This is a genomic window from Streptomyces indicus, from assembly GCF_900100315.1.
Classification (GTDB): Bacteria; Actinomycetota; Actinomycetes; order Streptomycetales; family Streptomycetaceae; genus Streptomyces; species Streptomyces indicus.
In genome coordinates this window covers 192,351-205,172 of the sequence record NZ_FNFF01000005.1, presented here as the reverse complement: position 1 = coordinate 205,172, position 12,822 = coordinate 192,351, and the positions used below count along the sequence as shown (strand labels likewise).

Sequence of the window (12,822 nt, the reverse complement as noted above, 5' to 3'; positions counted from 1 at the left end):
TCGTACGCGGGAGGGGAGACCGGAATGAGCAGCAGCGGGCAGATCCGCACCATGCTGGCCTCGATGTCCTACGGTCAGCCGGTCGAGGTGACCAACTACTGGGGCTCCGTCAAGAAGCTCTCCCGGCTCGCGGCGCTCGGCGAGCGGTTCGGCTACCAGTACATGGACGTCGTCTTCACGATGCAGGGCCTGAAGATGCTCCTCGTGCCCGACCCGGACCCGCAGGCGCGGGCGCGCGCACAGCAGGCCTGGGCCCAGCACCCGCAGGGCGGCCCGCTGCCGGCGCTGCCCGTCGAGGTCCCCGAACTCCTGCGCACCCGCATCCGCTTCGACATGTACGCCGGGCACAACGAGAAGCGCCGGCTCGCCGCCGTCCCCGTCGCCTTCGTGATCGTCGGACTCCAGATGGTGCGGCTGCCGGACATGGCCGTGTTCTGGGGCGCGCTGCTCGGCTGCGCGTTGGCGGTGGCGGGCGCGAGCTACCTGCTGCGGCGCAAGTGGCGACGGGAGTGCGGTGAGCGGCTGCGGGCCCTCGGCTACGTGCCGCTCACGGAGCCGAACGGCCGCGTACGGCTCGTGCCGCCGGGCAGTCCGTACGCGCAGCCGCAGCCGCAGCCGCACATGTACGGACAGCCCCAGCCGCAGATGTACGGGCAGCCGCAACCTCAGGCGTACGGCCAGGCTCAGCCGTACGGCCAGTCCTACGCACCGCCTCAGCAGCAGGCCCCATACGCCCCGCCTCAGGGGCAGCCGCACGGACAACCTCAGCAGCCGTACGGACTGCCCCAACAGCCCCAACAGCCCTACCAGCCGCCCCAGTAGGCCTCGGCTTGCGCGTGCTCAGTCGCGCGACACCGACCACCCCGTGGCCTCGATACGCCGTGCGTCCGCCGGCCGGTTCGAGTCGAACAGCCGGCGCCCGCCCGCCCGGACCTCCACCTCGTCCACATACGCACCGCGCCCCACGTACAACTGGTCAGTGGCGTATCGCCAGCGCAGCCGGGCCGCCGAGCCGGCGACTGCCGAGAGGTCGGCCGAGACCGTGTGCCAGACGCGGCCCGACCAGCCCGTCACCGATCCGTCGGGGTGCGGGCCCGCGACCGGGCCGCCGCCGGTGGTGAAGGCGAGCGGCGACCATGTGGTGCCCCCGTCCGTGGACGCCTCCAGGTACAGGCGGTCCGAACCGGGCTCGGTGTCCCACCACAGGGAGCAGTGCAGCCGGGCGCCGGCCGGCAGGTCGAGGTCCGGCAGCGTGAGCGTCGCCGAGGTCGAGCCCGCCATCCCGGAGAACCAGGCCTCGCGCCCGCTCGCCGGACGCACCGGCACCGCACGTGCCAGACGGTTCGCGGTGGCCACGCGGGGCGCCGAACCGGAGCGCCAACTGCGCACGGGATGCACGGAGTTGCCGAGCACCACGAGGAAGGAGTCGGTGGTCGGGTCGAGGACCAGCGAGGTGCCGGTGAAGCCGGTGTGGCCCGCGGTGCGCGGGGTGGCCATCGCGCCCATGTACCAGTGCTGGTAGAGCTCGAAGCCGAGGCCGTGCTCGTCGCCGGGGAAGTCCGTGTTGAAGTCGGTGAACATCAGCTCCACCGAGTCCCGGCTGAGGATCCGTGCGCGTCCGTACGAGCCGCCGTTGAGCAGACACCGGCCCAGGACCGCCAGGTCCCAGGCGCAGGAGAACACGCCCGCGTGGCCCGCGACCCCGCCGAACCCGAAGGCGTTCTCGTCGTGCACCTCGCCCCACACGAGCCCGCGGTCCAGGCCGGACCACGGCAGCCGGGCGTCCTCGGTGGCCGCGATCTTCGGCTTCCAGCTCGCGGGCGGGTTGAAGCGGGTGCGGCGCATGCCCAGCGGCGCGGTGATCTCCTCGCGCAGGAGCACGTCGAGGGCGCGTCCGGTGATCTTCTCCAGGACCAGCTGGAGCGAGATGAGGTTGAGGTCCGAGTAGAGGTACTTGGTGCCCGGCGGGTTGAGGAGCTTCTCGTTCCAGAGGAGTCGGAGCTTTCCCTCGTACGTGGGCTCCTTGAAGAGCGGGATCCAGGAGCGGAAGCCCGAGGTGTGCGTGAGGAGCTGGCGGACGGTGACGTCCTGCTTGCCGCCGCCCGCGAAGTCGGGGAGGTACGAGGCGACCGGGGCTTCCAGTTCCAGCGTGCCGCGCTCGATCTGCTGCACGGCGAGGATGGAGGTGAAGAGCTTCGAGACGGACGCGAGGTCGTAGACGGTGTCCTCGGCGGCCGGGATCTGCTGGTCCGCGGGGAACTCCACGCCGGTGTCGGTCTTCTCGTCGTACGCGGAGTAGCGCACCGCCATGCCGATCGGCTCGTGCAGGGCGACGGTGGAGCCGCGTCCCGCGAGCAGCACGGCGCCCGCGTACCACGGGTGCTTGGGGGAGGGGGCGAGGAACTTCTCCGCGTCGGCGACGAGTTGGCGCAGCTCGCCCGCGAGCAGCCCGGCCTGTTCGGGGGAGCCGCGCCGCAGCGTGCGTCCGTGGCCGGTCTCCACGGCCGCCGCCGGGCCCGCCGGGAACGGCACGAGGGCGACGGCGCCGCCGAGCGCCATCATGCCCGCCCCGAACTGCCGCCGGGACAGGGCCGCCCGTCTGGGAGCCTGGCCGTGGTCCGCGTGCGCCTCCGTCATGCCGTGACTCCTCCGCGTATCGATGTGACCGATGTAGCGATGTGCCGAAGTACCGAAGTACCGAAGCTTCCGGGCTGAAAGATACTTTCGCGATCCTCGCGTCGAGTGAAACCTTCTTTCGCGGGCGTGCCCCTGTCAAGACCACGGGAATCCATGCGCACCGAGTGCCGTGCCGGGCAAAGAATCTGACACCCAGTCAGAAAATCTCTTCCCTCGCCCGCGCGGCTGCGGCATCCTGCCCGCATGCAGACGGAGCTGAGCAAGAAACTCGGAGTCGAGCACGCCGTCTTCGGCTTCACGCCGTTCCCCGCCGTGGCCGCAGCGATCACCCGGGCCGGCGGTTTCGGCGTGCTCGGCGCGGTCCGCTACACGGCACCCGACGACCTGAAGCGTGACCTCGACTGGATGGAGGCCCACACCGACGGCAAGCCCTACGGCCTGGACGTGGTGATGCCCGCGAAGAAGGTCGAGGGGGTGACGGAGGCCGACGTCGAGGCCATGATCCCCGAAGGGCACCGGCAGTTCGTGCGCGAGACCCTCGCCAAGTACGGTGTGCCCGAACTGGCCGAGGGCGAGGCCTCCGGCTGGCGCATCACCGGCTGGATGGAGCAGGTCGCCCGCACCCAGCTCGACGTGGCCTTCGACTACCCGATCAAACTCCTTGCCAATGCGCTGGGTTCACCGCCGGCCGACGTGATCGAGCGCGCGCACGAGAAGGGCGTCCTCGTGGCCGCCCTCGCGGGCAGCGCCCGGCACGCGCTCAAGCACAAGGAAGCCGGCATCGACATCGTGGTCGCGCAGGGCTACGAGGCCGGCGGGCACACCGGCGAGATCGCCTCCATGGTGCTCACGCCGGAGGCGGTCGAGGCGGTCGCCCCGCTGCCCGTGCTCTCGGCCGGCGGCATCGGCAGCGGTGAACAGGTCGCCGCCGCCCTCGCGTTGGGCGCCCAGGGCGTGTGGACCGGATCCATCTGGCTGACCGCAGCCGAGGCCGACATGCACTCGCGGGCCGTCACGGAGAAGCTCCTGGCCGCCGGTTCCGGGGACACGGTGCGCTCGCGCGCCCTGACCGGCAAGCCCGCGCGCCAGCTGCGCACCGAGTGGACCGACGCCTGGGACGACCCGCACGGCCCCGGCACCCTGCCGATGCCGCTGCAGGGTCTGCTCGTCGCCGAGGCGCTGACGCGGATCCAGAAGTACGAGGTGGAGCCGCTGCTCGGCACACCCGTCGGGCAGATCGTCGGCCGGATGAACGCCGAACGCCCCGTCCAGGAGATCTTCGACGACCTCACCCGCGGCTTCGAGCGCGCCCTCGACCGCCTCAACCGCATCGCGGGCCGGGCCTGAGCCCCTGACCAGCACCCGAAGGAGCCCCTACCCATGTCCCAAGCACCCAACGGTTTCTGGGCGCAGGCGACGGCCGACCCGGACCGCAGGATCCTGATCGCACCCGACGGCGAGGAGTGGAGCGCGGGCCGGCTGCACGCCGCGGTCAACCAGCTCGTGCACGGACTGCGCGCCGCCGGCCTGGAACGCGGCGACGCTTTCGCCGTCGTCCTGCCCAACGGCGTGGAATTCTTCACCGCGTATCTCGCCGCCTCGCAGGCCGGCTTCTACCTCGTCCCGGTCAACCACCACCTGGTCGGCCCGGAGATCGCCTGGATCGTCTCCGACTCCGGCGCCAAGGTCCTCATCGCGCACGAGCGCTTCGCCGAGGCCGCGGTGCACGCCGCCGACGAGGCCAAGCTGCCGCCCGAGAAGCGGTACGCGGTTGGCTCCGTGGAGGGCTTCCGGCCGTACGCCGAACTCCTCGAAGGACAGCCCGAGTCGGCGCCCGCGGACCGCACCCAGGGCTGGGTCATGAACTACACCTCCGGCACCACGGGACGCCCGCGCGGCATCCGGCGCCCGCTGTCCGGCAAGGTGCCCGAGGAGGCGTATCTCGGCGGCTTCCTCGCCTTCTTCGGGATCAAGGCCTTCGAGGACAACGTCCACCTCGTCTGCTCGCCGCTGTACCACACGGCGGTGCTGCAGTTCGCGGGAGCATCGCTGCACATCGGCCACCCCATCGTCCTGATGGACAAGTGGACCCCCGAGGAGATGCTGCGACTGATCGACACCTACAAGTGCACGCACACCCACATGGTGCCGACCCAGTTCCACCGTCTCCTGGCACTGCCCGAGGCGGTCAAGTCCCGCTACGACGTCTCCTCCATGCGGCACGCGATCCACGGCGCCGCGCCCTGCCCGGACCACGTGAAGCGCGCGATGATCGAATGGTGGGGGACCTGCGTCGAGGAGTACTACGCGGCCAGTGAGGGCGGCGGCGCCTTCGCGACCGCGGAGGACTGGCTGAAGAAGCCCGGCACCGTCGGCAAGGCCTGGCCGATCAGCGAGCTGGCCATCTTCGACGACGACGGCAACCGGCTGCCGCCCGGGGAACTCGGCACGGTCTACATGCAGATGAAGACCGGCGGCTTCTCGTACCACAAGGACGAGGAGAAGACGAAGAAGAACCGCATCGGCGACTTCTTCACCGTCGGCGACCTCGGGATGCTCGACGAGGACGGCTATCTCTTCCTGCGCGACCGCAAGATCGACATGATCATCTCCGGCGGCGTGAACATCTACCCGGCCGAGATCGAGTCCGCACTGCTCACCCACCCGGCCGTCGCCGACGCCGCGGCCTTCGGCATCCCGCACGCCGACTGGGGCGAGGAGGTCAAGGCGGTCATCGAGCCGGCCGAGGGCTACACCGCCGGCGACGCTCTCGCCGCCGAGATCCTCGCGCACTGCGAGCGGCAGCTGGCCGGGTACAAGCGGCCCAAGAGCGTGGACTTCATCGAGACGATGCCGCGCGACCCGAACGGCAAGCTGTACAAGCGGCGCCTGCGCGAGCCGTACTGGGAGGGGCACGAGCGGCCCATGTGACCCCGCCCGCCGCGGACAGCCGCCGTCCGGTCGCCGTGCGCGAGCGGGCGGCGGCTGTCAGCGTTGACGTATGGCTGCCGCGAAACCGAGTGCCTTCACGTCCGTGGGGACCGTTGTCGTGCCCCTGGTGGCGCTGGTGGTCCTCGGCTTCACCTGGGGCCGGAGCCTGCCGGGCCCGATGGTGGCCCTGGTCGCCCTGTGCCTGGCCGGCGCCGTTCTCGCCGCCGTGCACCATGCCGAGGTGGTGGCCCACAAAGTCGGCGAGCCCTTCGGATCCCTGGTCCTCGCCGTCGCCGTCACCCTCATCGAGGTGGCGCTGATCGTCACTCTGATGGCCGACGGCGGCCCGAAGGCCAGCTCGCTCGCCCGCGACACCGTCTTTGCCGCCGTGATGATCACCTGCAACGGCATCGTGGGCCTGGTGCTCCTGGTCGGCGCCTGGCGCAACGGGGTGGCCGCCTTCAACACGGACGGCACGGTCGCCGCGCTGTCCACGGTGGCGACGCTCGCCACGCTCAGCCTCGTGCTGCCGACGTTCACGCACGGGGTGAGCGGCCCCGAGTTCACCACCGCGCAGCTCGCCTTCGCGGCCGTCGTCTCGATCGGCCTGTATCTGCTGTTCGTGGCGATGCAGACGATCCGGCACCGCGAGTACTTCCTGCCGGTGACCCGGGATGGCGAGGTGCTCGACGAGGACGACCACGCGCACCCGCCGACCACCCGCGAGACCCTCATCAGCCTCGCGCTGCTGCTGGCCTCGCTGATCGCCGTGGTCGGCAACTCCAAGGGGGTGTCGCCCACCATCGAATCCGGTGTGGAGGCGGCGGGCCTGCCCCACTCGGTGGTCGGTGTGGTCATCGCGCTGCTGGTGCTGCTGCCCGAGACCCTCGCGGCCTTCCGCTCGGCCCGCAACGACCGCGTGCAGATCAGCCTCAACCTGGCGCACGGCTCGGCGATCGCGAGCATCGGTCTGACGATTCCCGCGATCGCCGTGGCCTCGATCTGGATGGACGGCCCGCTGCACCTGGGCCTGGGCGCCACCCACATGGTGCTGCTCGCCCTGACGATGGTGGTGAGCGCCCTGACCGTGGTGCCGGGCAGGGCGACTCTCCTCCAGGGCGGGGTGCATCTGGTGGTGTTCGCCTCGTTCGTGTTCCTGGCGATCAGTCCGTGACGCGATCAGTCCGTGACGCGATCAGTCCGTGACGCGATCCGCCCGTGACGCGATCCGCCCGTGACGCGGTCAGCCCGTGAGGCGGTCAGCCCGTGACGCGAGGCGGCACCGCGGCCGTCAGTAGGCCACCTCTTCGGCCTTCAGGACCGGCCCCGCTCCTTCACCTTCACCACCCTCAGCTCCGGCGACCGGCGGATGTCCTTCTCGCAGAAGCGCGCCGTCACCCACTTCTCCTGCGCGTACAGCCGCGTCTGGTCACTGGAGTGCGGCGAGTTGGGGTTCTGCGACTGCGCGTACGTGAGCAGCGTGCGCGCGACCGGGCAGCCGGAGCCGTCCCAGCCGACCGCCTGGATGTGGCTGGAACCCGTGCTCACCTCGGTGTAGCCGGCCTTCGGGTCCCACACCGGCTCGATCTTGTTCCAGACGCCGAGCGACTCGGTGCCGCCGTGGATCGGGATGCGCTTGCCGTCCCGTACGACGTACTGGTGGTCTCCGAGCCGCCCGTCCAGCGGGATGCCGGCCGCCGTGAGCTGCGTGACGGCGTCCGCGAGGGCGCGGGCGAAGGCGGGTGAGGCGGTGTTGAGGGTGTGCGGGGTGCGGACCGGATCGGCCGGGTCGAACGGCACCGTCCACACGCCCTGCGGGCCGAGCTGGGCGCGCATGCCGCGCCAGAACCGGTCGTAGAGCAGCGCGCCCCGGCTGCCGGAGTCCATCGTGCGGTCCCAGCGCTCGATCACCTTGCAGGCGCCACTGATGTCAACCGCCCTGCCGTCGCTGCCCGTTGCCTTGCCGCCGGGCAGTTGCGCACAGGCCTTCGCCGCCTCGGCGGCGCCCAGGGTGCCTGCGGGCGCCCGGTTGGCGAACTGCTGGCGCTGGAGGTCCGCGACCGTCAGCTTGCCGCGCGCGGCCATCGCCGCCACGTCCTCGATCGCGCCGCGGGTGCGCATCGAGCGGGGCGTGTCGATGTTGCCGAAGACGCGCTCGTAACCACGCAGCGGCCGGTCCGCGTTGGCGAGCCACGCGCTGTCGTTGGAGTTCTCCGCGTACGGGGCGTCCACGAGCGTGGGCATCCGCGAGGGGCCCAGGATGCCGGGCTGCAACGCGTCCTGGTCACGGCCCAGACCGCAGTCCGAGCGCGATCCGTCGAGCACCGCGAGACCCGCCGTCGGATACGTCACCTTGCCGAGGAGCGTCGAGCAGCGCGCCGCGATCTCGTCGGTGATACGGGGCAGGACCTGCGACTGCGTGTAGAGCGAGTGGCCCTTGGCGTCCGCGGCGATCGTGTTCACCCACGGCAGGCCCTGCGTGGTGCGCAGCACCTCCTGGATGCCCTTGACGCTGCGGGCCTTCGCGAAGCCGAGTGCGGTGTCGGAAGCGCGCAGATTCGAGGCGTTGGGGTCGTTGAGGGCGTACGCCGTCGTGGCCGTCCACGGCAGCGGCAGTTCCGCGCCGAGCGAGGTCACGACCGGCCCGTACTCGGTCCACCACTGGTCGCGCGTGACGGGAGCGCCGCCCTTCACCTCGACGGTGACGGTGCGCTTGGTCATCCTGCGCGGCTTGCCGTCGACGAGATACGTGGTCGGGTCGGCCGGGTCCAGGGTCAGCTGGTGCAGGTTCATCGGCACGCCGGTCGCCACCGTGTGGCTCCAGGCCGCATACGGCGTGAACCCGATGGACGGCGTGACCGCGCCGATCAGCGAGCCGCCGGAGACGTTGAGCTCACCGGGGATGGTCTGCTGCACCTGCCAGAAGCGGCGGCCGCCCTGCCAGGGGTAGTGCGGGTTGCCGAGCAGCAGTCCGCGCCCGTTCGCCGTCGTACTGCCGTGGAACGCCACGGCGTTGGAGCCCATCGCGCCGTCGTCGGTGGCGAACAGCTCGCGCGCCGCCTTCGCCTTGTCCTGCGCCGAGGTGTCCTGCGGCCCCTTCGCGCCCGTCGCCGGCGGCTGCGCGCTCACGATCGCGTCCGCCGCGCGTCCCTGACCGCCGAGCACCGACAGCGCGAACGCCAGCCGGGACATGTCCAGTTCGGTCACCGGCTTGACCCAGTCGGCGCCCTTGCAGGCCGGGTCCGTGATGCGGTTCTGCTTCAGCCACGCGTTGTAGCCCGCGGCGAATCCGCGCACCAGCTTCTTCTGCTCGGGCCTGTTGCCGCGCGGCGGCGGCAGCTCGGCGAGCTTCTCGACCGTGCCCGCCTGCTTGATCCCGCGGAAGAACAGGTCGCTGGAGGTGTTGGAGGTGGCCGAGGAGAGCGAGCCGTCGGGGGCCTTGCCGCCCGCGCCGAAGTACTTCGCGCGCTCACCGTTCAGCGTGACGAAGCCCTCGGCCAGGATGCAGACGTTGTCCTCGGCCTGCGCCCACCCGGTGCCGAAGCCCAGATCGGCGTAGCTCTTGGCGAGGATGTGCGGGATGCCGTACTCGGTGTACCGGATGGTGGCCGACAGGCCGCCGTGCGAGGGGTGCCGCTCGCTGCGGTCCTGGTCGGCGGCGGGTGCGGGCGACGCGGTGGCGGCGGCGGTGAGCAGCGCGGTCCCGAGGAGCACGAACCGTCTCACGCGGTGGCGCATGGATCCTCCCAACTGGTTTGCGGGCAGGGGCGGTTGAGCGTACCAACCGGTCGGTCACATGTCGCCGTCCGTGCAGGTCCCGGCGTGCGTGCGTCCACGGCGGCGGCTTGCGTCAAACAGTTGTCAGCATGCTGAGACGCCGGCGCACGTCCCCGCTCCGCGGGCCTATCGTCGGGGTCGGGAAGTGCGGCGGCCCGGCCGTACGTCAGTGACCCGCTCACGCCCTGAGGAGTACGTGATGCCGTCAGTCGCCCTGTCCGAGGACGCCGAACCCGGTGAACGGGTCCCGGCCGGACCCCTCTTCGTCCCGGTCCGGCCGGGTCCCGCGGGCTGCAGCCCCCGCTTCTTCCGTACTGCGCTCGGCTTCCGCACCGCCGTGGCGTTCACCTCGGAGGACCGGCTCAGCTCGCTCCTGGGCGCGCACCACCCGCGGATCCGCCTGTCCGAACCGGCCCTGCGCGCCCTGGCCGCGCCGCTGGGCGTCACGCGGCTGACGGTCGACCCGCTGTTCTCGGCTCCGCGTGCCGGGCGGAGCGCTTCGGAGTCGGCGACGGAACCGGTCCGCGTGACGCGTACGACCATCCCCGGGCGTGCAGCCGCCCGCTGGCCCGAGTCGAAGCGGCAGGCGTACCACTAGACCGCGCGAGGCGCTGCCCCTTCGGTCTCCTCAGTCGTGCGAGGTTCTTCGGTCGTACGGGGTTCTTCGGTGGCAGGGGACGCCCCGGGGCCCGCCGACCCCGCACGCAGCCCCGGCGCAAGCGTGAGCGTGACCGTGAGGGACAGTGCTGCCATCACCGTGATCGCCGTTGCGGGGGAGGTGAGTTGGGCCAGTGTTCCCGCGAGTGAGGCCGCCACGCCCTGCATCGTGAGCATCCCCGAGGTGTGCAGGCCGAGCGCATGGCCGCTCAGCGACGGCGGGGTCAGCGCCATGAGGCGTTCCTGCTGCACCAGGCTTGCGGCGAAGCCCACCGAAGCTAGGGCGGCGAGGGTGAGTGTCAGCGGCGTCGCCGGGCGCAGGGCGAAGAGCAGGTACGGCGAGGCGAGCAGCAGGAGCAGGGGGACGCCCAGGCGCGGACGCCACGACGCGGGGACGAAGCGGCCCACGAGGACGTCGCCGAGGAACATCCCGCCCGCGGCGCAGGCGAACAGCAGACCGGCCTGGCGGGGCGCGTACGAGACGAAGAGGGACTCCGCGCCGACGACGAGACCGTTGGGCACCCACAGCGCGAGCAGGACCCGGCGGCGCGAACGGTCCGACCACAGCAGCCCGTTGGTGCGCCAGGTCTGTGCCACCGACGGACGGCCCTGTGCCCGGGCGGCACGGCGCGAGAGACCGAAGCGGGTCGCGCACGCCGACACGAGGTAGAGGCCCGCGCCCGTGAGCAGGGCGCCGCGCGCGGAGAGCGCCACGACGAGGAGCCCGCCGAGGGCGAAGCCGGCGACCTGCATCGCACCCGCGCACATATTGAGCAGCGAGCGGCCGAGCACATAACCGTCCTTCGGCAGCACCTCGTTGACCAGGCCGTACCGCACCCCGCCGCCCAGCGCTCCGGCCATGCCGAGACAGAGCAGCACTGCGAACGTGCCCCACAACGGCATGCCCGGCAGGGCCTGCACGGCGGTCCCGGTGGCGAACAGGAGGGCGATGCCCGTCAGCGCGGCCCGCGGCGGCAGCCGGTCGGCGGCGGAGAGCAGCAGGGTCGCGCCGAGCACCTGGGCCAGCGACGGGCCGAACATCGCGAGCGCGGTCAGCAGCGGCGAGCCCGTGGCCGCGTGCACGAGCGTGCCGAGGGCCAGGCCGCTCATGGTCTGCCCGGCGACGTGCCCCGCCGAGGCCAGGAAGAGTGGGGTGAATTCAGGAGTGGAGAAGAGATCGCGGTAGGAGCGCATGGGGGAGTGTGTGCGGGCGGTGGCCTGCGGGCGTTAATGTTTCGCGCTGGTGCGAAACCTCGGTGGTCGGGTCGGGTCGGGTCGGGTCGGGTCGGGCCGCGGGCCGAGGTGTACGGGCGGGCCGCGGAGGAGCCGCGCATCGGCGGGCAGGAGCGGGCGGCCGGAGGGAGGCGGAGGGCATGGGGCTCTGGCTCATCAGCACCGACACCCTCGCCGGCAGCCGCTTCGTGGTCTCCCCGCTCGCCGAGACCATCGCGAGCTTCATGGCCCTCGAACGCGGCACGCCGCATCACCCCGGCGAGCGCTCCTGGCTGGACGCCCACCTGCCCGCCTACCGGGCGCGGCTCGCCGCCGACCCGCTCACCGCGCAGACCGCCAAGGCGGCCATCGGGCCCGCGTGGAACGCCGACTACCTCACGCCCATCCCGGACCCCGAGGCGCTGCCGACGTTCGAGCAGGAGCTGGCGGTGATCCGGGCCACGGAACCCGCCACCGCGCGCTCGGATCTGACGGTCTCGTACGGCGGTCCGCTGCCGCCCGCCCTGGAGCGCGACGACCTGGCCGAGCGCACCGCCGACCTCCTGGAGTGGGTCTGGCGGCACGCCGTGCGGCCGTACTGGGAGCGGCGGCGCAGGATCCTGGAGGCCGACATCGCCGCCCGCACCGCACAACTCGGCCGCGGCGGCTGGTCCGCCGCGCTCGACGGGCTGCGCCCCGGGATGCGCTGGCTCGGCGACGGCCGGCTGCGCATCAACGCCCACCCATACCCGCCGCGCCAACTCGACGCCACCCAGCTCCTGTTCGTGCCGGTGACGGTGAAGGCGGGCTGGTCCGCCTGGGGCGACGGCGGCCGCCGGCACGCGCTCGTGTACACCTGCTCCGGTGCGCTCGCCGAGGCGGGCCGCACCCAGGTCCCCGAAGCGCTCGGCGCGCTGCTCGGGCCTGCCCGCGCCCGCGTGCTCGTGCTGCTCGACACACCGAAGAGCACCTCCCAGCTGGTGGCGCTCACCGGGCAGGGGCTCGGGTCGGTCGGGCGCCATCTCAAGGTGCTGCTCGACGCGGGACTCGCGGTGCGCCGCAGGGCGGGCCGCTCGGTCCTGTACTTCCGGTCGGCGGCGGGAGAAGTGCTGGTCAACGCCGCGGCGGGGGAGCAGTCCGGGGCATGAACGCCCGTGACCGCAGCGGTTTCTGACGGTCGGCCCGCCGACCCTGACGCCACGTCAACAGGCCTCACCCGGAGCACCCCACCCGGCTTCGCTGACGGATCGTCAAGGCGGCGCCCCGCACGCTGACGGCATGTCAGCACATTGGCCGAATCCGCTGAGGCCCCGTCATCCGATCGGACCCCGCCGGGCGGCGCACCGCGCGCGACGGGGTTCTCCTCGTGGGCGGGACATGGTGCTGCCTATACAGCGGAGAAGGCTCCGCCCCGTGGCCCGTGGAGGAGCGGATGTACCAGCAGGAGATAGGCGTGGGCTCCGGCCATGCCGCTGCCCTCACCTGGTGAGTGCGGCCGGAGTCGAGGAGCGGCCGATGCGCGAGGCGTCCTGCTCGGGGACGTGTCACGAAGCCTGCGGCCCGTCCGTCCGGTACCTCCGGAGGGACGGGCCGCCGCGCGTGCTCGCG

The 12,822-nt window shown here is 72.0% G+C and carries 9 protein-coding genes; 6 read left to right on the top strand and 3 right to left on the bottom strand.

Annotated elements, in window-relative coordinates; all coding sequences use genetic code 11:
- Positions 1 to 24 precede the first annotated feature (24 nt).
- Complete coding sequence (locus BLT97_RS15455; RefSeq protein ID WP_093610371.1) at positions 25 to 822, top strand: hypothetical protein; 798 nt, start codon at positions 25 to 27, stop codon at positions 820 to 822.
- A gap of 18 nt (positions 823 to 840) precedes the next feature.
- Here the strand turns inward: BLT97_RS15455 and BLT97_RS15450 are convergent, their stop codons facing one another.
- The gene (locus BLT97_RS15450; RefSeq protein ID WP_093610369.1) at positions 841 to 2,637 is read right to left on the bottom strand and encodes a serine hydrolase domain-containing protein; all 1,797 of its coding nucleotides are present in this window, start codon (positions 2,635 to 2,637) and stop codon (positions 841 to 843) included.
- A 243-nt stretch (positions 2,638 to 2,880) separates the two neighbouring features.
- On the opposite strand from BLT97_RS15450, the gene BLT97_RS15445 reads away from it, so the two are divergent.
- The 3 genes from BLT97_RS15445 (at position 2,881) to BLT97_RS15435 (ending at position 6,742) form a co-directional block, all read left to right on the top strand.
- A complete protein-coding gene (locus BLT97_RS15445; protein WP_093610367.1) occupies positions 2,881 to 3,984 on the top strand; it encodes an NAD(P)H-dependent flavin oxidoreductase in 1,104 nt (367 codons plus the stop codon).
- A 33-nt stretch (positions 3,985 to 4,017) separates the two neighbouring features.
- On the top strand, positions 4,018 to 5,568 hold the full coding sequence (locus tag BLT97_RS15440; protein ID WP_093610365.1) for an acyl-CoA synthetase: 1,551 nt from the start codon (positions 4,018 to 4,020) through the stop codon (positions 5,566 to 5,568).
- Positions 5,569 to 5,638: 70 nt separating this feature from the next.
- Positions 5,639 to 6,742 (top strand): calcium:cation antiporter, encoded by a 1,104-nt coding sequence (locus BLT97_RS15435; protein WP_093610363.1) that lies wholly within the window; start codon positions 5,639 to 5,641, stop codon positions 6,740 to 6,742.
- A 140-nt stretch (positions 6,743 to 6,882) separates the two neighbouring features.
- On the opposite strand, the gene BLT97_RS15430 is transcribed toward BLT97_RS15435, so the two are convergent.
- Positions 6,883 to 9,306 carry a penicillin acylase family protein gene (locus BLT97_RS15430; RefSeq protein WP_093610361.1) on the bottom strand — a complete coding sequence of 808 codons (2,424 nt, stop codon included), beginning with the start codon at positions 9,304 to 9,306 and terminating at the stop codon, positions 6,883 to 6,885.
- 238 nt (positions 9,307 to 9,544) lie between these two features.
- Between BLT97_RS15430 and BLT97_RS15425 the strand changes: the two genes are divergently transcribed.
- The gene (locus BLT97_RS15425) at positions 9,545 to 9,943 is read left to right on the top strand and encodes an SAV_915 family protein (protein ID WP_245769345.1); all 399 of its coding nucleotides are present in this window, start codon (positions 9,545 to 9,547) and stop codon (positions 9,941 to 9,943) included.
- On the opposite strand, the gene BLT97_RS15420 is transcribed toward BLT97_RS15425, so the two are convergent.
- Positions 9,940 to 11,196 (bottom strand): MFS transporter, encoded by a 1,257-nt coding sequence (locus BLT97_RS15420; protein WP_176953776.1) that lies wholly within the window; start codon positions 11,194 to 11,196, stop codon positions 9,940 to 9,942. The two genes, BLT97_RS15425 and BLT97_RS15420, sit on opposite strands and share 4 nt — an antisense overlap.
- Positions 11,197 to 11,375: 179 nt before the next feature.
- Here BLT97_RS15420 and BLT97_RS15415 point away from each other — a divergent pair, with 179 nt between their 5' ends.
- A complete protein-coding gene (locus BLT97_RS15415; RefSeq protein ID WP_093610359.1) occupies positions 11,376 to 12,362 on the top strand; it encodes an ArsR/SmtB family transcription factor in 987 nt (328 codons plus the stop codon).
- Positions 12,363 to 12,822: the final 460 nt, after the last annotated feature.